Annotated in this window: 17 protein-coding genes; all 17 read left to right on the top strand. The window is 48.4% G+C overall.

Annotated elements, in window-relative coordinates; all coding sequences use genetic code 11:
• The first annotated feature begins 481 nt into the window (after window positions 1-481).
• The 17 genes from IEW26_RS09865 (at window position 482) to IEW26_RS09785 (ending at window position 22,672) form a co-directional block, all read left to right on the top strand.
• Complete coding sequence (locus IEW26_RS09865) at window positions 482-1,669, top strand: GntR family transcriptional regulator (protein ID WP_308423452.1); 1,188 nt, start codon at window positions 482-484, stop codon at window positions 1,667-1,669.
• Window positions 1,670-1,936: 267 nt separating this feature from the next.
• Window positions 1,937-3,238, top strand: coding sequence for a glycoside hydrolase family 125 protein (locus IEW26_RS09860; RefSeq protein ID WP_188592241.1), 1,302 nt, complete (start codon window positions 1,937-1,939; stop codon window positions 3,236-3,238).
• Window positions 3,239-3,371: 133 nt separating this feature from the next.
• Complete coding sequence (locus IEW26_RS09855; RefSeq protein ID WP_188592240.1) at window positions 3,372-4,751, top strand: extracellular solute-binding protein; 1,380 nt, start codon at window positions 3,372-3,374, stop codon at window positions 4,749-4,751.
• 68 nt (window positions 4,752-4,819) lie between these two features.
• Window positions 4,820-5,686, top strand: a complete 867-nt coding sequence (locus tag IEW26_RS09850) for a carbohydrate ABC transporter permease (RefSeq protein ID WP_111273408.1) — start codon at window positions 4,820-4,822, stop codon at window positions 5,684-5,686.
• Between the two features lie 22 nt (window positions 5,687-5,708).
• The gene (locus IEW26_RS09845) at window positions 5,709-6,533 is read left to right on the top strand and encodes a carbohydrate ABC transporter permease (protein WP_188592424.1); all 825 of its coding nucleotides are present in this window, start codon (window positions 5,709-5,711) and stop codon (window positions 6,531-6,533) included.
• Between the two features lie 12 nt (window positions 6,534-6,545).
• Complete coding sequence (locus IEW26_RS09840) at window positions 6,546-9,329, top strand: alpha-mannosidase (protein WP_188592239.1); 2,784 nt, start codon at window positions 6,546-6,548, stop codon at window positions 9,327-9,329.
• Between the two features lie 287 nt (window positions 9,330-9,616).
• Window positions 9,617-10,630: a Gfo/Idh/MocA family protein gene (locus IEW26_RS09835; protein WP_188592238.1), complete on the top strand. Its 1,014-nt coding sequence runs from the start codon at window positions 9,617-9,619 to the stop codon at window positions 10,628-10,630.
• Window positions 10,631-11,337: 707 nt separating this feature from the next.
• The gene (locus IEW26_RS09830; protein ID WP_229729764.1) at window positions 11,338-12,264 is read left to right on the top strand and encodes an AraC family transcriptional regulator; all 927 of its coding nucleotides are present in this window, start codon (window positions 11,338-11,340) and stop codon (window positions 12,262-12,264) included.
• A gap of 52 nt (window positions 12,265-12,316) precedes the next feature.
• Entirely contained in the window at window positions 12,317-13,402 is a 1,086-nt protein-coding gene (locus tag IEW26_RS09825) for a Gfo/Idh/MocA family protein (protein WP_188592237.1), read from the top strand.
• 157 nt (window positions 13,403-13,559) lie between these two features.
• Entirely contained in the window at window positions 13,560-14,270 is a 711-nt protein-coding gene (locus IEW26_RS09820; RefSeq protein ID WP_188592236.1) for a glycosyltransferase family 2 protein, read from the top strand.
• A gap of 272 nt (window positions 14,271-14,542) precedes the next feature.
• Window positions 14,543-15,292, top strand: coding sequence for a FadR/GntR family transcriptional regulator (locus tag IEW26_RS09815; protein ID WP_188592235.1), 750 nt, complete (start codon window positions 14,543-14,545; stop codon window positions 15,290-15,292).
• Window positions 15,292-16,503: a M20 metallopeptidase family protein gene (locus tag IEW26_RS09810; protein ID WP_188592234.1), complete on the top strand. Its 1,212-nt coding sequence runs from the start codon at window positions 15,292-15,294 to the stop codon at window positions 16,501-16,503. The genes IEW26_RS09815 and IEW26_RS09810 overlap by 1 nt, the downstream gene beginning before the upstream one ends.
• Entirely contained in the window at window positions 16,500-18,068 is a 1,569-nt protein-coding gene (locus IEW26_RS09805) for an ABC transporter substrate-binding protein (protein ID WP_188592233.1), read from the top strand. Before IEW26_RS09810 ends, IEW26_RS09805 begins: the two co-directional genes overlap by 4 nt.
• 105 nt (window positions 18,069-18,173) lie before the next feature.
• Entirely contained in the window at window positions 18,174-19,091 is a 918-nt protein-coding gene (locus IEW26_RS09800; protein WP_145402442.1) for an ABC transporter permease, read from the top strand.
• A 15-nt stretch (window positions 19,092-19,106) separates the two neighbouring features.
• Window positions 19,107-20,057, top strand: coding sequence for an ABC transporter permease (locus IEW26_RS09795; RefSeq protein WP_188592232.1), 951 nt, complete (start codon window positions 19,107-19,109; stop codon window positions 20,055-20,057).
• A 20-nt stretch (window positions 20,058-20,077) separates the two neighbouring features.
• Entirely contained in the window at window positions 20,078-22,120 is a 2,043-nt protein-coding gene (locus IEW26_RS09790) for a S9 family peptidase (RefSeq protein ID WP_188592231.1), read from the top strand.
• A 192-nt stretch (window positions 22,121-22,312) separates the two neighbouring features.
• Window positions 22,313-22,672 (top strand): Asp23/Gls24 family envelope stress response protein, encoded by a 360-nt coding sequence (locus tag IEW26_RS09785; RefSeq protein ID WP_188592230.1) that lies wholly within the window; start codon window positions 22,313-22,315, stop codon window positions 22,670-22,672.
• Window positions 22,673-22,697: the final 25 nt, after the last annotated feature.

Raw genomic sequence — 22,697 nt, 5'->3', positions numbered from 1 at the left:
CCTACCCAACCAGTACCTCCAGATGCATTTGCACTAATAGTGTTTTGTGCAGATTTAATTTCATTGGTTTTACGTGTTAACAAAGTAATGTTATTTAAGTTTAGCCCAAACACAAGACTCAGAGTAACAATGGAATTTGAACCGAACGGTATGGGAAATATATAAGTTGAACTATTCATTTACACGTGAACGGAGAGGACAGAAAAAACCTGAAAAAGCGAAGCGGTCGCCTTTATCACCGGATTTTCCCTTTTAAAAAAGGGAATCAAAAAAATCTGGGGATAACAGCGATTGGAAGGTTATTCTGTCATCGGAGTGGACTGTGTAAATTCTTTAGCTCAACTTAGATCGAGCTCAAGTGAATAAGCTATTCCAAGAATAAAAGTACGCATACATACAATAATATTGAACTTTCTTCACTTTAATGATATAACATGATATATTAGGATATAAGACTTATGCAGTTAAGGTGTTTATGGAGGTGCTTGTATTGGGGAAAGACTCGGCTTCCAAGCCGATGTATGAACAGATCTTTGAATCGTTGCGAGAACGAATACAGCTGCAGCAATATAAAGTTGGTGATCGTGTTCCATCGGAAAAAGAGTTATGTGACGAGTTTGGCGTAAGCCGGATTACGACGAAGAAAGCGCTGGAGATGCTGGCGAATGAGCAGCTGATTGTTCGGCAGCCTGGACGTGGTTCTTTTGTGGCGGATACAGCTATAACCCCGGATGGACTTGGGCGTAGTGCTTCACCGACGACCGGGAAAGAGCCGAATCGCAAGCTGCTTATCGGTCTGGTGATCACCAATTTCAGCGATATGTATGGTACGGAGCTGTTGTACGGTATGGAGGAGGCTTCGCGGCAGCATGACAGCTTTTTGGTGCTCAGGCGTTCCTTTGGTATACCCGAGCAGGAGGAGCAGTGCATTCGTGAGCTGCTGGAGCTTGGGGTAGATGGTATGATTATTTTCCCGGCGCAGGGGGAGTATTTCAGCGACGAAATTTTGAAGCTGGTCGTTAGCAAGTTTCCGTTTGTGATGATCGATCGATATTTAAAGGGCATTCCAGCATCTTCGGTCAGCACAGACAACGTTGGAGCTGCGAGAGAAGGCACGACGTATCTGTTTGAACTGGGACATCAGCACATCGCTTTTCTGACGCAGCCTCCAGTGAATACGACAACGATTGAGGAACGGATTGAAGGGTTTATTGAAGCCCATAATGATCAGGGTGTGCTGGTGAATCGCGAGCTGTGGGTAGAGTCTATTCTGTCATCCTTGCCTAGTGAATTTGACCCTGAAGCCAAGGTTCGCGATGTTCAGGCACTGGCTGCACATTTCAAGAAGTACCCGCAGATTACCGCTGTATTTGCAGCTGAGTATGACATTGCTTTACTTGCTTTGGAGGCCGCGGAGCAGATTGGCTTGCGTGTGCCCGAGCAGCTGTCTATCCTGTGTTTTGACAGTCCGCATACGGAGAGACACAGCCGGATTACGCATCTCAAGCAGAACCAGTTTGAAATGGGAGCACAGGCGTTTAACATGGTGCTGCAGCATATGCAGGGGCAGGAATCGGGGGGTGTGAGGCGCATCACGCTGCCTGCTGCATTAGTAAAGGGGACATCAACAAGCAGGGTAAGGGATAATGCTGTATTTGAACCGAAATAACATGTTTGATGTGATGGGAGGCCTTGGTGACAAGGTCTCTTTTTGTTGTATAGATTCAAGCCGGGTAAGGCTTTGTGTGCTCGTAAATGGCAGTGGAAAGTAAGATGCATATGTTCAGATTACCTGTATTTACAAAAGTTGACATACCATTTAACTTATTTCTCACTAAATAACATGATGATATATAAATAAATATATTGACATAATATTTAATTCGTTTTAGGATAATGAAAGCGGTTCATTATTTGGTTTTACAAAGGAGGACCTATGGAGACAACGAGAAAAGAACAGGATATTTCTCCTTCCATTCAGCAGATGATCAATAAAGTAAAGGGTCACCTGCCGGATCATCCCAAGCTTGTGGAGATGTTCAGAAATTGCTTTACCAATACATTAACAACGACAATTCAGCGTAAGGAAGACGGCACGACTTTTGTCATTACCGGGGATATTCCTGCGATGTGGCTGAGGGATTCTGCCGCTCAGGTCAGGCCCTATCTGATTTTGGCTTCCGAGGATCAGGAGCTGTCTGACATGATTGCCGGTCTGGTCAAAAGGCAGCTGAGGTATATTTTGCTGGACCCTTATGCAAACGCTTTTAACGAGAAAGAAAGTGGCAAGGGACATCAATCGGACCTTACGGAAATGAATGACTGGATCTGGGAACGAAAATATGAGATTGATTCCCTGGCGTATCCGATTCAGCTCAGTTACCTGCTCTGGAGAAACACGGGCAGAATCGATCAGTTTAATGAGATGTTCCGCGAGGCGGTGAGCCGGATTATGGCTTTATGGCAGGTGGAGCAGCATCATGATACTCGTTCTCCATATACGTTCCAGCGTTTGGATGCACCGGAGACGGACACGCTGACCCGAGAGGGTCGCGGGACAGAGACTGTGTACACGGGCATGACCTGGTCCGGTTTCCGTCCAAGTGACGACCGTTGTGAATATGGTTATCTGATTCCATCCAATATGTTTGCGGTCGTGGCACTGCGATACGTGCAGGAGATTGCGCTGAAGGTACTGCAGGACAATGAAATGGCTGAAACAGCTCGGGAGCTTGCGGAACAGATCGATGAGGGCATTCGAAAATACGGAATTGTGGAGCATCCCGAATATGGAATGATCTACGCCTATGAAACCGATGGTCAAGGCAATTACAACCTGATGGATGATGCCAATGTGCCGAGTCTCCTGTCTCTGCCCTACCTCGGCTACGTTACGGAGGATGACGAGATCTATCAGAACACACGCCGGTTTATTTTGTCCAAAGCGAACCCGTATTTCTATGAAGGCTCGGCTGCTTCCGGTATAGGAAGTCCGCACACCCCGGAAGGGTATATCTGGCATATCGCATTATCCATGCAGGGGTTAACCTCTGGGGATATGCAGGAGAAGATGAATATGCTGGAGCTAATTCAGCAGACAGACGCGGGTACGGGACTGACACATGAAGGCTTCTCGGCCAATGATCCGCATGAGTATACACGCCCATGGTTTTCCTGGTCCAACATGTTATATAGCGAGCTTGTGATGGATTACTGCGGTTTCCGCATCAAGAAATAACCGTTAGAAACTGAACTGGTCGAATTACTGTCATATAGACGAAAAGAGAAGTTGTAAAGCGGAGAGAAGAGGACCTGCAAGTATATCATATCGTTCGGAATTCAGATAATTCCGGGCAAGGGGAGACCGAGACATGAGAAAATTTTCGATGAAAATGCCAGTGGCAGCCGTAATGACTTCTTTGCTTATTCTGACAACCGCATGCTCAAGCGGCAGCTCTTCCACGGGTGCGTCCAGCGATGGCAAAAAACAAGTGACCGTGTCATTCCGTTCCTCCGGGTCGGAGGATACACTGACGAAGTTTTTCAAGTCTGGACTCGTAGAGCAGTTTGAGAAGGACAATCCCGACATTGAGATCAATATCGCGCCAGTGCTTGCAAGCGAAGGTGACTACACCTCCAAAATGGTATTACAGATGAAGTCGCCTGATACAGCGCCTGACGTTATTGCGGAGGATACTTCCATCCTTAAATCGGATGCAGCGGCAGGTTATCTGCAGCCTTTGGACGAGCAGGTGAAGGGATGGTCCGACTGGAACGGCAAGATCATTGATAACCTCAAGGCCGGAGTTACCGGGGAAGATGGCAAAGTTTACGGCATTCCGGCGACATCGGATACACGCGGCATCTGGTATAACAAAGAGCTGTTTCAGCAGGCCGGACTGCCTGTTCCTTTCAAGCCGGCGAACTGGGATGAGGTTCTTGAAGCAGCACGTACAATCAAGCAGAAGCTTCCAGGCGTAACACCGCTGAACCTCATTGTAGGCAAAGCAAACGGTGAAGGCGTTACAATGCAGACGCTCGAAATGCTGCTGTATGGAACGGCCGACACCTTATATGACGATGCAGCGAAGAAATGGATTGTGAACAGCCCGGGCTTGCTGGACTCCTTCAAATTCATTGATCAAGTGTTCAATAAGGATAAAACAGGACCTACTATGCAAGTGGCGCTTAACGGACAAGCAGGAAGCATAGCGTTCCAGCAGCAATTTCCGCAGGGCAAGCTGGCGATGGCGGTAGACGGAAGCTGGGCTGGTTCAACCTGGGCGGAGAATGGCGCTGCTCCGATTCCGAATGTAGAGGATAAAATCGGATTTGCACCGTTCCCGACACAGAATGGTCAGGCGCCAGGAGCAACAACAATGTCGGGAGGCTGGGCGTGGTCTATTCCTGCCCAGGCTAAAAACAAGGAAGCAGCCTGGAAGTTCATGGAGTTCCTGATGAATAAAGAAAATGCAACGGCACGTGTCGTAGCCGAAGGCAGCCTGAGTTCACGCAATGATTCAACAGAAGTGGCAGGGTATACGGATCGTCCGTATACGAAGGAAGCACAGGAGCTGTTGAATGTGGCTCACTTCCGCCCAACGAACGATCAATATGCAGCGGTATCTGCACAGTTGCAGAGCATTGTGGAGAGCATCGCTTCAGGCAAACTGACACCAGAAGATGCAATCAAGCAGTTTAAGGATAATGTCTCGCGTGCAGTTGGAGCAGAGCATATCGAAGAGAAGTAATGACTTGCAATATAGTCGGAGGGGGAGCGAACAACTCCCCTTTTTCCGGTTCGAATGGAGAGTGACGTATGAAAAGAAAAGCCCCGGGAGCATTTCTGTTTCTGATGCCTTCCGTTACACTGCTGCTGGTGTTTTTTATCGTGCCGATTGTATTAACGATCTGTTTTGCTTTTACCAATATGGCTTTGACCGGTGCAGCAGCCAAGAGTCTGGAATTCGTCGGATTCCAGAACTTTGTAAACATGTTTCAGGACCCGGATTTTCGAATTAGCGTGTGGCGTACACTTGTATTTCTGATCTTCTCCGCGGTCATCGGTCAGGTCGTGCTCGGATTTATTCTTGCACTGCTAATGAAGGAAAAAAATATAACGTTTCGCCGCATCATCGGCATTATCGTTATCGCTGGCTGGGTAACGCCCGAGATTGTTGTGGCGTTCTGTATGGTCGCTTTTTTCAGTGATAACGGCTCCTTGAATCAGATTCTGGGCTGGTTCGGCGTGAGTCCAATCTCCTGGCTGTTCAGCTTCCCGATGGTCAGTGTCATTATCGCCAACATCTGGCACGGAACGGCATTTTCCATGATGGTATATCAGTCGGCACTGGATGATATTCCCAAAGAAGTCGAAGAGGCCGCGATTATTGACGGCTCCACCGGATTTCAGATTATACGCCACATCACCATTCCGATGGTGAAAGGCTCTATCGTGACCAACATGATGCTGGTTACACTGCAGACGCTCGGAGTCTTTACTCTGATCTATACGATGACCGGGGGTGGCCCTGGCACGTCTACACAGACCCTGCCTATTTTTATGTATAATCAGGCGTTTGTAAACTATCAATTTGGCTACGGAACGGCAATATCCCTTGTGCTGCTGTTTATCGGCATTGTTGCAAGCCTGTTCTATATCCGTTCCATGAAAGTGAAAGTGTAACGATGAAGGAGGTGTGCTTATGATGGTCAAACACGGTCTGCAACGTAAAATACAGTACGGCATTCTCGTTTTCCTCGGCCTGTGCTTCTTGCTGCCGCTGCTCTGGATTATTCTCGCGGCCTTTGATCCCAATGCACAGCAAGGCATCAAGATGCCTGCAACCTGGACGCTGCAAAATTTCAAGGATGTGCTTGGTGATGAAAGCAATCTGCGCTCGTTCGGTGTAGGTCTGATTCTGTCAGGAGGACAGGCGGTACTTGTGGTGGCTGTATCTGTTCTGGCGGCTTATCCACTTTCCCGTTACGAGATGAGGTTTAAGAAAAGCTTTTTGTTATCCATTCTGTTTATGACGGCCCTGCCGATTACAGCGGTGATGGTTCCCGTATTTCAGATGTTTCTATTCTTCAAAATGCAGAACTCCATCCTGGCGACGATGCTGTTTCTGGCGGCTTCCTCGCTTCCTTATGGTATCTGGATGATGAAAAATTTCATGGATTCGGTTCCGATTGATCTGGAGGAATCCGCCTGGATTGACGGTGCGTCAGTCTGGAGAGGCTTGCGCAGTATTGTCGCTCCATTGATGCTGCCAGGCATTGCAACAATCGCCATCTTTACCTTTTCAGGCAGCTGGGGCAACTTTTTTGTACCGTATATACTGCTTCAGACTCCGGAGAAATTGCCTGCTTCCGTTACGATCTATCAATTCTTCGGCAGCCACGGCATGGTAGAGTACGGCAGACTTGCCGCTTTCTCGATGTTATACACGATGCCTTCCGTTGTGCTTTATATCTTCTCCCAGCGTTATATGTCCAAAGGTTTCAGCATGGGCGGAGCAACAAAAGGATAGGAGGAAAAACAGATGACAAACCAAAAAACAGCCCATCTGATCTCACACACTCACTGGGATCGGGAATGGTATATGCCTTATGAGCATCATCATGTGCTGCTGGTGGAACTGATGGACAAGCTGCTGGATACACTCGATCAGGACCCGGAATATCGTTATTTCCATCTGGATGGGCAGACGATTATCCGTGAGGATTATTTACAGGTGAGACCGGATCAGCAGGAGAGACTGGATCGTTATATTCGTGAGGGACGCATTCAATTTGGACCGTGGTATGTCCTGCAGGATGAGTTTCTGACGAGCAGTGAAGCCAATCTGAGAAATTTGCTTATCGGGCATCGGGATGCCAAACCTTTCGGGGTCATCTCCAAAACCGGTTATTTCCCCGATTCATTCGGTAATATGGGACAGGCTCCCCAGATTTTGCAGCAGGCAGACATTCAGAATGCAATCTTCGGGCGCGGCGTGAAGCCGACCGGATTCAACAACGCAGTTGTGGATGCAGAAGCGTATGAATCCCCGTATTCAGAGATGATCTGGCGTTCCCCGGACGGCTCGGAGGTGCTCGGTATTCTGTTTGCGAACTGGTACTGCAACGGAATGGAGGTTCCTGTGGACCCGGAGCAGGCCAAAGTGTATTGGGACAAAAATCTGCAGGATGCCGAAAAGTTTGCTTCGACACCACATCTGCTATTCATGAACGGATGTGATCACCAGCCAATTCAGACGGATCTGCCTGCGGCTCTTCGTACCGCTTCCGAGCTTTATCCTGACGTGAAATTTATACATTCCAATTTTGATGATTATATTGAGGCGGTATCAAGGCACGTACCAGATAATCTGGCAACCATCGAAGGGGAGCTTCGCAGTCAGCATACGGATGGATGGGGAACACTGGTGAATACAGCTTCTGCGCGGGTATATCTGAAGCAGCTAAACCAGCAAGGTCAGACGTTATTGGAAAAGGTAGCGGAGCCCCTTGCAGCCATGGCCCATGCTGCCGGGGTAAAATCATATCCGCATCATCTGCTCACCCATGCCTGGAAGATGCTTATGCAGAATCATCCGCATGACAGCATCTGCGGCTGCAGTGTAGATGAGGTGCACCGCGAGATGGTTACCCGGTTTGCCAAGAGCAGGCAGCTGGCAGAGAAGCTGGTGTCCCAGACCGCTCAGGCGATTGGCGAATCCATTGATGTGCAGCAGAACGAGGCCTGGGGAGAGGATGCGGTGCTGTTCACCGTTCTGAACACAGCGGGGTGGACAAGAAACGGCATCATTGAACAGGAGCTTATTGTAGATAAAGCCTTTTTCCCGGAAGGACCGAATCCGCAGGCGCTTGCGCGCACGCTTGAAGAAGCCGCGCTGCCAGCATATCAGATCGTCGATTCAGAAGGCAATCTGTATGAAGCAGAGATTGTGGATCTCGGCGTTCACTTCGGTTATGAGCTTCCAAAAGACCGCTTCAGGCAGCCATATATGGCCCGTAAGGTCAAGGTGACTTTTCAGGCGAAGCAGGTTCCCGCCCTGGGTTATCAGACCTATGGTCTGGTGCCAGCCAGGGAACAGGAAAGCGATTCGGTGCACGCCGTGCAAGCTGAAGGGAATGTGATGGAAAATCAATATCTGCGTGTCACTGTAGAGGATAACGGAACGGTCACATTGCTGGATAAACGGTCCGGCAAGGAGTATGTTGGACTGAATGCCTATGAAAATACGGGTGATATCGGTAACGAGTATGTGTACCGCCAGCCAGAAGGGGAGCAGGCGATTACAACGGAGCATCTCAAGGCTGAGCTCCGTCTTGTGCAGCATTCACCGTATCGTGCTGTTATCCAAAGTGTACTGCATTGGAACATTCCGGCCGGGGCAGATGAGCTGTTCGAGCAGGAGAAGCGCTATATGGTTCCGTTTACGGAGCGGAAGGCGCAGCGTGTTCAGCAGACGGTTCCCCTCAAGATCACAACCACGTATACACTGGAAGCTGGCAGCGATCTGCTCAAGGTGAGAACTGATTTTGATAATCAGGCTACGGATCATCGTCTGCGTGCACTGTTCCCGTTCGGCCTTGTGACCGATAGTCATTATGCCGATTCCATCTTTGAAGTCGCCAAACGTCCGAACGCTCCGGCGAAGGAGTGGGTGAATCCCAGCAATGCGCAGCACCAGCAGGCATTCGTATATGTGACCGATGGAAGCACAGGACTGATGGCAGCGAACAAAGGGCTGAATGAATACGAGATTTTGCAGACTTCTTCGGGAAGCAGCATTGCTGTCACTTTGCTTCGTGCTTCATCCGAGCTGGGGGATTGGGGTGTATTTGAGACGCCGGAAGCCCAATGCCAAGGCCCTCAATCGGTGGAATATGCGATTATTCCGTTTGCAGGAGATGCAGCGAAATCAGGCGCTTGTGCAAGCGCCTATATGTACCCTATACCTTGGACGACAGTACAGCTGGGAACACTTGCTCATACGTATGCGAAGGAAGCTCAGCCGGTAGACGGAATGAATGGAGAAGAAGTGACATTACCGCCTTGCAAACAGTGGCTTGACTGGAACAGCGAACGTTCAACACTCGCTTTCTCCACCTTCAAAATCGCAGAAGAAACGGGCGATGTTATTGCTCGCTGGTTTAACTTGACTGCTGATCCAGCCGAGCTGAAGGTGCAGACAGGTTTTGAGTGTACTGCCGCATATGAGAGCGATGTGCTTGAGCGAGTGAAGGATACACTTGAAGAGATGTCTCAGACGGTATCGGGGCATAAAATTGTTACACAAGGTTATCCACTGCGTTAAACTGGGTTAAGGCATTGAACGGTAATCTCAATTGCCAGAAGCTTGATGAGCTAGACCATATGAGAAGCCGCCTATGTGCGGCTTTTTTATATTATCAGGGTATCTGGCAATTGCTTGTATATATTAAGGGAATGGGATAGCGTGTATACACCATAAGTTTCATTTAAACAAACGAGTGTCGTAATATTATATATTTTTTGTCGTGAGTTTCGATTAAAAATAGATGCATCATATGATACCTTATAGATAAATGTCAGAATATTATATACTATGGAGGGAAGACATTCGTGACCATTCGTATAGGTAAAATCAGCTTGTGGCATGTTCATGCATGGGATTACATCAAACAAGCACAGGAGCATCAGGATACGGTTATGGCTGCCGTTTGGGATGAAGATGCAAAGCGTGGGCAGGAAGCGGCTGACCGCCTGAACGTCCCTTTTTATGCGTCACTTGCCGATATGCTGGATCAGGATGACATTGATGCAGTGATCGTAGACGCACCAACAAGACTGCATGAAGAGGTTATTACAGCTGCCGCCAAGGCAGGCAAACATATTTTTACGGAAAAAGTTATTGCTGCTACACAAGCAGAAGCCAATATGATTCTGAGAGAGGTTCAGGCTAACCGGGTGAAAATGACCATATCTTTGCCACGCCTCTACGCTGGCTATACAGCAAAGATTCAGGAGGTGCTTGAACGCGGGCTGCTCGGACAAATTACGTATGTCAGAGTGCGGTTGTCTCATGATGGCGCAATTACAGACTGGCTGCCGCAGCATTTCTACAGTTTGCAGGACTGCCAGGGTGGAGCATTGATTGATCTGGGCTGTCATCCGATGTACTTGACCCGATTGTTTCTGAATGAGGATATTACAGAGGTAAACGCCAGCTTTGGATATATTACAGGCAAAGAAGTTGAGGACAATGCGGTAGCAACACTATCAACGGCATCGGGAGCGATTGGCGTAGTGGAGGCCGGGTTTGTAAACAGTCATTCGCCGTTTGTTATTGAGGTGCATGGTACACAGGGGACACTGCTGTACGGCACACCTGAGGATAAATTGCTAATTCGCACAAAAGAGGGGGAGAAGCAGTATAACGAATGGACAGAGCTTCCTGTTGCTGAAAGTATGGAAAGCGCATTCAATCAATGGGTATCTCACATCCAGCAGGATACTGAGGCCACTGAAAACATGGATATGGCGATGGAATTAACCCGCCTGATGGAAGCGGCGAATCGTTCAGCGAAGGAAGGGCGGCGTATTGCTCTCGTAGAGCTGGACAGCAATATAAATTGAAGTGAAAATTTTACACCATCTACTCCGATGACAGAACAACCTGGAGAGTCGCGGTTCTCCCCAGATTTTTTGGATTCCCTTTTTCAAATGGGGAAAATCCGGTGACAAAGGCTAAGCCTATGCTTCCGATGTAGCTTTCTTTCAGAAAGCGTTTAGCTCCGCTTTTTCAGGTTTTTTCTGTCCTCTTCGTTAACGTGCTAATAAATAGTTCGACTTATATAGATAAGTTGAACTAAAGAATGTACACAATCCACTCCAATATGCTCATCAATCCAGGCATATTAGTCAAATATCGTCCATCGCTCATGGCAAGTGGCAAGTGCAAGTCTGCCACCCTCTACTGCGAGCGCTAACGATCAGGAGAAGCCTTATTTCGGCATATTCGGGCTTTGGAAAATTCTAACGATCCCCAGAGACGCTATTGTGCTGAAACCAGCTTGATCAGGCTCATTTTTCAGGATTTCGAACGGAATAAGCTTCCTGGAGATCGTTAGAATTCAAATGTTCCTGATTCAGGGAAAATAAGCTCTATGGGGATCGTTAGCCTTCCCTCTTCGACTTAAACAGCCTGCCAAGGCTGGTATCTTGCCTCAATTCAGCGATCTTTGACGATCATGGATCGTTAAGCGGCATAATGTCGTTTCTTTAGTTCTATTTATATATATAAAAAAGGCTCGGTGTTAAGTAATGTTAAGGAGGAAGGCAGCTTGAGTCTGTATCCGTATGGGAAAATGCTTGACCGGCAGGATCTGCTGGAGCGGCTTGATATTACGGTGGTATGGGGACATTACGAAATTCGTGTGCTGCGTTTCCATCTGACAACGTTTCCAGCGGGACGTATAGTTGATTTTCATAACCATGCAGAATATGAATTCCATCTGATCCCCAGAGGTAAAGGCAAGGTGATTATTGATGATCAGACTCATGCGTTGTCTGAAGGCATGTTATATCTGACCGGGCCTGGCGTTGTTCATTATCAGGAGGCAGATGCGGCAGAGGACATGGATGAGTTGTGTCTTCACGTGGACATTATGCACAAGCCGCGAGAGTATGTCGATCCTTGGGAAGCAGCCGAATCGGAGGAGACCATTGAAAAGCTGAGAACACTTCCGCATATTCCTGTTCAGGACTATCATCGTGCGATGACCTGTTTTCTTGAAGCCTATGAAGCATGTGATCATAAAATGGTCGGATATTATACCTCGATCAAGCAGCTGGTGGTCAGCATTTTGCTTAAAACTGTTCGCGCATATGATACCGGTGGTATCCGGGCTGAAGCACCTGTGCGGGACATGACGGCATATCGGTATGATTTTGCCGTGCAGTACATGGAAGCCAATCACGCTTCGGCTGTGACGCTGGAGCATGTCGCCGAGAAGCTGCACATCAGCAGCCGTCAGCTGCAGCGCATTTTCTATCAGGTGCGGCCGGATATGCCATTCAGCCGTGTGCTGGAGGATATTCGTTTGCGGGCAGTGTGCAATAATTTGCAGGAGAGCAATGCTTCTATTGAGCAGATTGCTCTGGCTTCCGGCTTTAACAACGCCAATTATCTGCATGCCGTGTTTCGCAAGCGGCTCGGGATGACTCCGTCGGCTTTTCGCAAAATGAAACAACCCATTTCCATGAAGTAAAACAACCATTTTCATAAAATAAAACAACAATACCAAAGTGAGGGTGACTAGCATGAGTAAAGTATATCGCATTGGAATTATTGGCTGTGGCGGGATTGCGAATGGCAAACATTTGCCGAGCCTGAGCAAGCTGGATAACGTTGAACTGGCTGCTTTCTGTGACATTGTCGAGGAGCGTGCAGTGGAGGCCAGGAAACAGTACGGTTCCGAAGGTGCAGAGATATACACGGATTATCAGGAGCTGCTGAAGGATGCTTCGCTGGACATTGTGCATGTGCTGACACCGAACATTTCCCATGCGGAGATTTCGATAGCAGCGCTTGAGGCAGGCAAACATGTCATGTGTGAAAAACCGATGGCAAAGACGGCAGCAGAAGCGCAGCTTATGCTGGAAGCCGCAGAACGCACGGGGAAAAAGTTGACCATCGGATACAATAACCGCTTCCGTCAGGACAGTCTGTATCTGAAGCAGCTGTGTGATGCAGGTGAGCTTGGTTCGATTTATTTTGCCAAAGCCCATGCCATTCGCAGAAGAGCCGTGCCGACCTGGGGTGTGTTTCTGGATGAAGAGAAGCAGGGCGGCGGACCGTTGATTGACATTGGAACACATGCACTGGATTTGACATTATGGATGATGAATAATTATCAGCCAAAAGTGGTGCTCGGCACGACACATCACGAGCTTTCCCAAAGAGAAAATGCAGCCAATGCGTGGGGACCGTGGGACCCTCAGAAATTCTCGGTTGAGGATTCGGCTTTTGGCATGATTGTGATGGAAAACGGGGCAACCATCATGCTGGAATCCAGCTGGGCCTTGAACTCTCTGGATGTGGATGAGGCCAAATGCAGCCTGAGCGGTACAGAAGCGGGTGCGGATATGAAGAACGGACTCCGTATTAATGGCGAGAAGTTCAGCCGCCTGTACACAAACGGGATTGAGCTGAGCTCAGGCGGGGTAGATTTTTATGAAGGAGCTTCAGAAAATGCACCAGACATCGAGATGCGAAGATGGATCGAAGCGATCGACAAGGATATCGAGCCGGTGGTTACCCCTAAACAGGCGCTGGTGGTTTCCCAGATTCTGGAGGCCATCTACGAGTCTGCGCGTACAGGCAAAGCGGTTTATTTTGATAACTAAAATTTAATAACTGATACGTTTAACTCCCAAACCTCTATCCTTTTCACAAGGGAAGAGGTTTTTTTGTGCATTTTGTTAAAAAGTAGAGAAAGCAGTCTATACCGGGCAGGATGCGTGTACATAGGATGAGGGAAAACAAGCTGAAAGAGGGGATACGTTGAGCAGCCAGCTTTCTCATCCGGTGTCTATTGTTGTTTGTACCAATCGGCCGCAATTTCTCGATAACATCCTGCAAAATTATAGTCGTCAGCGTTATAAGGGGAAAGAACTGATTATTATTTTGAATCTGGACAGCATGGACATGCGAGTGGTTCAGAAAAAGATACGGAAATATACTCATGTTCACGTATACCGGGTACCTGAGAGGGTCTCGCTGGGGCAGTGTTTGAATGCCGGAATAACCAGAGCCCGCTTTTCACTGATAGCCAAAATGGATGATGACGACTATTACTCTCCTTACTATCTTGAAGAACAGGTGCATGCGCTCCGGCGAACCGGAAGTGATATTGTGGGCAAGCACTCTTGTCTGGTTTATCTGGAGGCTTCACGAGCATTGCTGGTAAGATCTCCTGGCGAGGAAAACAAACCTGTGGAATTCGTACAAGGAGGAACGTTGTTATTCCGTAAAAAGGTATTAAAAAGAGTTCGCTTCACCGACCGTTCGGTTGGAGAGGATGTAACGTTTCTCAGGCAATGCAGGAAGAGGGGATACAAAGCTTATGCGACCTCGCCTTACAACTATGTGTATCTTCGCAGGCAGAACAAGGCAAGTCATACCTGGAGGGCGGAGGATCAGTTCTATCTTGAAGGCAGCAAGCGGCTTGCTGTGACCAGGAATTTCAAACCTTTTGCCAACAAAGAACCTTAGCAGATGGATATACATCTCTGACGAGCAGGTACATTAAATCATTCCGTCAGTGATTAACCAAAAGTTCACACTTTAATGATAAAGAGGTTTTGCCTGGCGGCAGAGCCTCTTTTTTCTTTGTTTACCAAGTGTTTCTCGACATGAAGGGACTGACTCTGGAGCAGGAAACGAAAGAAATGTTGTTTTTTAGAAAAAAAAGTATTGCATATCAGTTTAGTCGGAATTATATTAATGGTATAAGGTCTAGACCATAAACAGATGGGAGTGTTCAGATGTCTAATCCATTCTCCTTTCGATTCGAAAAAGTATCAACGAAAAAGGTTAGTGAATTTATTCGGGAACAGCTCGAGGAAGCTATCATTCTGAAAGAGCTGATGAGTGAAGAGCAGCTCCCGGCCGAGCGGGATTTGGCCGAGATGTTTGATGTAAGCCGCATTACCGTACGCGAAGCACTCTCTGCACTTGAGGATAAGGGATTAATCGAGAAGAGAGTGGGGGCTAAAGGTGGAACATTTGTCCTGCCGCTGACGGCCAACTCCCATAAACGTACAAGAGAAGAGATCAAGCGCGATTGGGCGCAGATGCTCAAGGTGTTTGAATATCGGACGATCATTGAGCCAGAAGCGGCTTTCCTGGCTGCTGAGCGGATCACCGCAGGCGAGCTTGAGCTGTTGCATGACTATATGAAACAAAGTATTGAGCCGGACTGTACGCGGGAGTGGTTCAGGGCACTGGATGTCAAATTCCATCTGACCATAGCTAAAGCTTCTGGCAATCCATACTGCGAGAGAGCTGTGAGGCAGATTCGTACCAAGATTAACCCGGCACTGGATCTGATGCCTTATAATGAGCAAATTCGTTCAGTGAACTACGAGGTACATATGGAGATTCTTGAAGCGCTGAAGTCTCGGGACAGCATACGGTCTCGGGAAACGATGAAAAGGCATATCGAGTTCTCGGCGGATGCAATCTATGCACGGCTGTTGTCTGAGTCAGAGGAAAAGGAAAGGAATGACGTTTAATGAAACAATCCGAATTAATAGAGCTTGCTCAGCCATTGCAAGCCAAGTTAAGTGCCTGGCGCAGAGACTTGCATCGCCACCCGGAGATTGGTTATGAGGAGCATCGTACTTCAGCAATTGTAGCCGAGCATCTGGAGCAGCTTGGACTGGAGGTAACACGTCATGTTGGACAGACAGGTGTGACAGGTCTGCTTCGCGGAGAGACGGATGGACCTACCTTTGCACTGCGGGCTGATATGGATGCTTTGCCGATTGAGGATCAGAAGCATGTAGAATACCGCTCGACAGTACAGGGCAAGGCTCATCTTTGTGGTCATGATGCGCATACCTCCATTTTGATGGGGGCAGCTGAACTGCTTACGAGTCTTGGCAGACCGAAGTCGGGCAATATCAAATTTATTTTTCAGCCTGCCGAAGAAGGTCTCGCTGGTGCAAGAGCGATGATTCAGGACGGAGTGCTGGAGAATCCCAAGGTGGATGCCATTGCGGGCTTGCATATGACCCCTGGTCAGGATACAGGAACCGTAGGTGTGAGTCAGGGTGTTGCCTTTGCATCGGCTGATCGGCTGGTGATCAAAATTCATGGTCAGGGGGGACATGCGGCACGTCCTCATGAAGGCATCGATGCAATCGCCGTATCGGCACAAGTCATTACCGCACTGCAAAATGTAGCCAGCCGCATGGTTGATCCGCTGGAACCTGTTGTGGTGACCATAGGTAAAATTACCGGAGGTTATATGGGAACGGCGATCGCACCGGAAGTGGAAATGGTGGGCACTGTACGCACCTTATCACCTGAATTGCGTGAACGGATGCCTGATCTGATCAAACAAGTGGTAAACGGTGTATGCAGTTCGTTTGGCGCAGGATGTGAAGTGATCTATGGTGACGGTTATCCGGTTGTAGTCAATGATCTGGGCATGGTTGATCTCTTGACGGATGTCTGTGACGAGGTGAATGCACAGAAGGGGTGGAGTTATATCAAGCCGTCTACAGGCGGTGAAGATTTTGCTTTTTATTGTGAGCACGTGCCGGGTGTGTTCTTCCGACTAGGTTCGGGAAACGAAGAGCAGCGCACGCGATATCCGCTTCACCATCCGATGTTTGATCTGGATGAGAAGGTTATGCCTTATGGTGTCGGCCTGTTATCCGCTGTAGCACTTGAGTATCTGGCAAGAAATACGACTTCTAAGGGGGAAGAATCACAATGAGAAAAAGACAATGGACAGGTCTGTGGATTACCTTGCTGGCAATGGTGATGGTGCTAAGTGCCTGCGGAGGAAGCGGCAAAGGTACAGAGAACAATACGGCATCAGAGGGAAGCGGCAGTGAAGCGACAGCCAGCAGCACATTAACGATTGCAGCGGCAACCGATATTGAAAGCTTCGATCCGCACAACAATAACAATACGGCCAGCGAAGCGGTGCTTGTGAACGTGTTTGATTATCTGGTCAAAAACGACAGCCAGCAGAAAAAAGTACCTGCGCTCGCCACATCATGGGAGCAAGTGAATGATACGACATGGAGATTCAAGCTGCGTGAAGGCGTAACCTTCCACAATGGTGATCCGTTCACATCAGCGGATGTGAAATTCACGCTGGAGCGTGTAGCCAAAGACAATACGTTGAAACAAAACAGTTATTTCAAAAACATCGTTGAAGTCAAAGCAGTTGATGAGCATACCGTCGACATCATCACAGAAGGACCAGACCCGCTGCTTCTTAATCGGTTGTCCAAAATGGGTGCTGGCATGCTGCCTGCAAAGTATATTGCAGACAAGGGTATGGATGCGTTTCTGAAAGAGCCGGTAGGCACAGGCCCTTACAAGTTCAGTAAGTGGACCAAAGACGACCGTGTAGAGCTTGTGAAAAATGACAAATACTTCGGCGGTGAGCCGAAGTGGAATGAAGTTGTTTTCCGTGTCATCCCTGAAGCATCTACTCGTGTATCCGAATTGCTTGCTGGCGGTGTTGATGTTGCAGCTTCGATTCCGTCCACAGACATTGCTCGTATCGAAGGCGAAGCAGGCAAGAAAATTGTGAAAGCACCGATTCAGCGTGTGCTTCAGCTGATTTTCCGCCAGACCGAGGGCAGCATTACCGCTGATCCTAAGGTACGTGAAGCGATTGACCTCGCGATTGACAAACAAGGCATTGTGGACAGCATTGCTGGCGGAGCAGGAATTGTTACCCGGACTTCGGTGACACCAGGCAACTTCGGTGCCGATCCGTCATTGTACAAAACATCATTGTATGATCTGGACAAGGCGAAGCAGCTCCTGAAGGAAGCGGGATATGCTGAAGGGCAAGCAGAGATGACGATTTCGGTCTCCTCCCAATATAAAGAGCAAGCTGAAGTCGTAGCCGCGATGCTGGATCAAGCCGGATTCAAAATCAATCTGGACGTGCTTGAGCCGAGTGCATTCAGCGAGCGCTACAGCTCCAAATCATTCAAGGAAATTTTCATGATTGGTATTGGTAACTCCTTGTTCGATGCTTCAAACAACTACAACCGTTACATGGTGGAAGAAGCCAAAGGTGAATCGGATTACAACAATCCGGAGGTGGAGAAGCTGCTGCAAGCTGCTCTGGTAAACATGAACCCTGAGTCTCGTGAGAAGCAGTACCAGCAGGTACAGCAGATTTTTGCCGAAGAGCGTCCGGCTGTGTATCTGTATCAGATGGAAGGCGTCTATGGAACCAATGACAAAGTGAACTTTGCACCGCGCAGTGATGAAATGTTCTACGCTGACGAAATTACACCTGCTGCAAAGTAACATCAGGCTTATACCACCTGTCATTGCATGAGTAAGCCGTGAGCGGCAGGGACTGGATGAACTGGTTCCTGCCGTTCTTTTTTTGAAAAGGGAGGTGAGCCGGAAGTGGGCAAATACGTATTCAAATCTCTGTTACAGATTATTCCGGTGCTTTTTATCGTGTCATTGATCGTATTTATACTGGTTCGAGTCACAGGTGATCCTGTTGCGCTGATGCTGCCTGAGACAGCTACAGCGGAAGATCGGGCGGTTTTAACACAGGCATTGGGTCTGGATCAGCCTCTGTATACACAATATGTGAAGTTTCTGGGCAATGCAATCCAGGGGGATTTCGGCCAATCTTTCCGATACAATCAGCCTGCACTTGAGCTGGTGCTGGAGCGACTGCCTGCCAGCTTTGAGCTGGCTGCGGCAGCCATGCTTTTTGCCGTATTGATGGCTGTGCCGCTGGGGGTCATCTCTGCGGTGAAACGAAATACGTTTACCGACCTGCTCATTTCGGGCATTTCGGTTATTGGCAAGGCGATGCCAAACTTCTGGATGGGGATTATGCTGATTCTGCTATTCTCTGTCATGCTTGGCGTGCTGCCCGTCTCGGGGCGCGGGGGCTTGTCACATCTGATTCTGCCCGCATTTACTCTAGGCGTTGGTTTAGCCGCTCAGATGACACGATTGATTCGCTCCAGCATGCTTGAAATTCTGAACCAGGACTATGTTCGCACGGCACGGAGCAAAGGGCTCGGCCGCTTGACGGTCATTGTTAAACATGCTTTTCGCAACGGCCTGATTCCGGTCGTGACCATTATGAGCCTTCAATTTACCAGTTTGATCGGAGGTACGCTGATTACCGAGACGGTATTCTCTTGGCCGGGTCTGGGCCAGCTGCTCGTAGTAGCAGTTAATACCCATGATATGGCTATCGTGCAGGCGGCTGTGTTTGTGATTGCTTTTATCGTCGTGCTTGTCAACATTCTGACGGACGTGTCTTACAGACTGCTAGACCCGCGTATCAAATATGACTAGAAGGAGGTGCGATCCATGAGAGACAGCAATGAAATGTCCATTCAGGGCGCAGAACCGGGCAACAACCATAGTAACGATGATTCTAATCATAAACGTGTATTTGTTGGCTTTCGTTCCATCTGGCAGCAGCTGCTGGTTAGCAAGACCGGATTATTCGGTGCTGTGCTGGTAATGGTGGTTGTTGTGATTGCTATTGCCGCACCTCTGCTTACAAGTCATGATCCGGCAGCAGTCAGTCCGCTCAACCGGCTCAAACCACCTGCATGGCTAGAAGGCGGGACAGCCGAATACTGGCTGGGAACCGACAATCTGGGCAGAGACATGTGGAGCCGTATCGTGTATGGTGCACGTGTATCGCTCATTGTAGGAATGGGAGCAGTGATTGTCTCCGGCATAATTGGAGCGATTCTGGGCTTGATTTCAGGATTCTATGGAAAATGGCTGGATGCCATAATTATGCGGGTAGGCGATGCGTTTATGGCGATCCCGACGATTCTGTTCATGCTTGTTGTGATGGCAATTGCAGGCCCCGGAATGACAACATTAATCCTGGTGATCGGTGTGACGAACTGGGTTCCCTTCACCCGTGTAGTCCGAAGTGAGGTGCTCAGTATCAAAGAGCGAGATTTCGTATTCGCTGCGAGATCGATTGGTGCCAAAAATGGACGGCTCATATTAAAGCATATTTTGCCTAACGTATTATCATCCTTTATCGTCATCTGTGGTATGAATGTGGGCACAACCATTATTATGGAAGCTTCGCTCAGCTTTCTCGGACTGGGAATCAAACCGCCGGATGTATCCTGGGGAGGCATGTTAAGCGATGGGCGGCAGTATGTAGCCACAAGCTGGTGGGTTGCGACTTTTCCGGGACTGGCGATTACGTTTACCGTGCTGGGCGTTATTTTCCTCGGTGATTGGCTGCGGGATGTGCTTGATCCTCGAACAGAGTCTGCTCATAAATAAAACGGAAGGGAGACAGAGTGATGAAAAAAAGCCAGATTATGCCGGAGGATCTGAATCAGTACCGCTGGATCAGTCAGCCTGTGATCAGTATAAACGGGCAGGTTGCATACGTTGAACAGACGATTGATCAGGTAAAGAATGAATATAACACGCAGATTCGTGGAATTTCCCTGGACGGAACGGAAGATGTAGCTTTGACCGATGGCACGAAAGACTCGTCCCCTGCCTGGTCACCAGATGGAGGCGCGCTGACTTTCCTGCGTTCGACTGAGGCGGGTAAGGGGCTGTGGTGTCTTCCAACAGGAGAGGCGGAAGCGGTAATGCTCATATCTCCTGAACGTAAAATCATAAGTTACATCTGGTCTCCCGACGGGAGTTATATTGCGTTTACCAGTAAAATTCAATCCGATGCAGCTGGGCATAGAGCCCAATCCAAAGACGATGAAGCGGTGAACAGCTCCAATGCTGCATTATCTGCTGCACCGACGTCTGTGTTACGTGGTAAGGTCTATGAACGTACGACACCAAAGGCTGAAGGATCGGGCTGGTGGGATGGTCAGTACACCCATTTATTTGTTTACGAGATTGCCAGCGGGCAAATCACACAGATCACCTCTGGCTGCTGGAGCGTCAGTATGCCGATATGGTCTCCCGATAGTCTGAAGCTCGCATTTATTTCCAAACAAACGCAAGAAGAGCATGTGGACCCGGATCTGCTGTACCACTCGGACGTATATATTGTCTCCATGAATGAACGGAAGGAGGCAGAGCCATACCAGGTCACAGATTCCAGTCTTCAGATCAGCCAGTTTTCGTTTACACCGGATGGCAGTCAGCTCATTCTTATTGCCAGTGACCGTCAATACGGAAGCGGAAGTCACAATCAACTGTTTACCGTTCCCGTACAACGGGGGGTACCCAGGCTAATGGCACCTGAATTGGACATGCATATCGGCAATGCTGCTTTAAGTGATATGAAATCGGCCAGTGCTTCACCTTCACCGGGAATCAGTCAATCTTTTCCGCAGCAGGGTGTATATGTTCTGGGCACGCATCACGGCAATGTGGATGTATATCGAGTGCATACAGACGGACGCTGCGAAGCAGTCACTCCGGCAGGTGAGAAGGATGTATATCAATATACGGTATCTGCTGATGAGAAAACACTGGTGATCGCGGCGTTGACGGATTCACACCCGAGTGAGTTATACATCGTAGAGCTCGAAAAAGGACAAATGTTCAGACTCACCCGCCGAAATGATGAATTTATGGCTAAACGGCAGGTTAACGTACCTCAAAGAATTGAGTTCTCATCCTCGGACGGTTGGCTGATTCAAGGGTGGCTGGCTATACCCGATTCACGATCCGGGAGCAAGCTTCCTTTGATTCTACAGATTCATGGAGGTCCGCACGCGATGTATACCGGAACGTACAGCCATGAGATGCAGACTCTGCTTGCAGAAGGATATGCCGTTTTATGGGTCAACCCGCGTGGAAGCATAGGATACGGGCAGGATTTTGCCCGGGCATGCCGTGGAGACTTTGCTGGTGGAGATTATCGGGACTTGATGGAGGCCGTGGATTATGCGCTTGCATCATATAATGAGCTTGATGAATTACGTTTGGGTGTGGCAGGTGGCAGTTATGGAGGCGTCATGACGAACTGGATTATCGCTCATTCCCATCGCTTCAAGGCAGCTGTTACACAGCGCTGTATCTCCAACTGGCTGTCCATGTACGGAACAAGTGATATCGGCATTTCCTATGTCGAAGGTGTAATCGGGGGCAATCCGGCAGAGCATGCAGCCTATCTGTGGTCTCGCTCTCCGCTGGCTCATGCACATCAGATCGAAACACCGTTGTTAATTATGCATGGTGAGCAGGATTATCGAACGCCGATTGCTCAGGCTGAAGAGCTGTATACAACACTGAAGCGTTATGGCAAAATAACAAAACTGATTCGTTATCCAGACTCCAACCATTCCTTGCTCAAAAGCGGCAAACCCTCGCTGCGTATGGACAGCTTTGAACAGGTGAAGGCCTGGTTTAAAGCATATTTGTAGCACATCAGATCATGAATGAATTTGTGGGATTAATCTCCGGCTATATATTTTCTAACATAGATTGAACACCAAAAACCGCAATTACAGCGGTTTTTTTTCTTTTTACAGAAAAAGTTGTAATTCGTTCTTGGATGATATATATTTTAATTAAATGATAGTTTTATCTATCAAAAAAAATTGGAGGCGATTCACATGCTGATACAACAAACATTAGGTCATATCCAGATATCGGATGAGGTTATCTCCAAAATGGTCGGCAAAATAACCAGTGCTACCCGTGAGATTTCTTCGATGTCTGCCGGATTGGTTGAAAGCATCAGCAAAATATGGAGTGGTCGCAGCCTTCAGAATGGAATCGCCATTCGAAGAGTAGACGACCGTGTAGAGATTAATGTCAGAGTGGTTATGCGTTACGGCAGCAAGGTACATGAAGTTTGCAGAGAATTGCAGCATAAGGTTATCGAGCAGGTTGAACATTTTACAGGCTTATCGATCCAGGCGGTAAACGTCATCGTGGAAGGCATTACGCCTGACTTGGCGTCAACTAAATAACAGACACCCATACCAAGAGAAGATT

Origin of the sequence: Paenibacillus silvae, from assembly GCF_014639235.1 — a bacterium.
In the GTDB taxonomy this organism is placed as follows: Bacteria; Bacillota; Bacilli; order Paenibacillales; family Paenibacillaceae; genus Paenibacillus; species Paenibacillus silvae.
Note: the sequence above shows the minus strand (reverse complement) of the source record. Positions and strands in the feature narration are given on the sequence as shown.

Excerpts from the sequence above, each read along its gene's own strand:
- IEW26_RS09860 (WP_188592241.1), top strand. The coding sequence starts at position 1,937 with ATGGAGACAACGAGAAAAGAACAGGATATTTCTCCTTCCATTCAGCAG.
- IEW26_RS09855 (WP_188592240.1), top strand. The coding sequence starts at position 3,372 with ATGAGAAAATTTTCGATGAAAATGCCAGTGGCAGCCGTAATGACTTCT.
- IEW26_RS09850 (WP_111273408.1), top strand. The coding sequence starts at position 4,820 with ATGAAAAGAAAAGCCCCGGGAGCATTTCTGTTTCTGATGCCTTCCGTT.
- IEW26_RS09845 (WP_188592424.1), top strand. The coding sequence starts at position 5,709 with ATGGTCAAACACGGTCTGCAACGTAAAATACAGTACGGCATTCTCGTT.
- IEW26_RS09840 (WP_188592239.1), top strand. The coding sequence starts at position 6,546 with ATGACAAACCAAAAAACAGCCCATCTGATCTCACACACTCACTGGGAT.
- IEW26_RS09825 (WP_188592237.1), top strand. The coding sequence starts at position 12,317 with ATGAGTAAAGTATATCGCATTGGAATTATTGGCTGTGGCGGGATTGCG.
- IEW26_RS09815 (WP_188592235.1), top strand. The coding sequence starts at position 14,543 with ATGTCTAATCCATTCTCCTTTCGATTCGAAAAAGTATCAACGAAAAAG.
- IEW26_RS09810 (WP_188592234.1), top strand. The coding sequence starts at position 15,292 with ATGAAACAATCCGAATTAATAGAGCTTGCTCAGCCATTGCAAGCCAAG.
- IEW26_RS09805 (WP_188592233.1), top strand. The coding sequence starts at position 16,500 with ATGAGAAAAAGACAATGGACAGGTCTGTGGATTACCTTGCTGGCAATG.
- IEW26_RS09795 (WP_188592232.1), top strand. The coding sequence starts at position 19,107 with ATGAGAGACAGCAATGAAATGTCCATTCAGGGCGCAGAACCGGGCAAC.
- IEW26_RS09790 (WP_188592231.1), top strand. The coding sequence starts at position 20,078 with ATGAAAAAAAGCCAGATTATGCCGGAGGATCTGAATCAGTACCGCTGG.
- IEW26_RS09785 (WP_188592230.1), top strand. The coding sequence starts at position 22,313 with ATGCTGATACAACAAACATTAGGTCATATCCAGATATCGGATGAGGTT.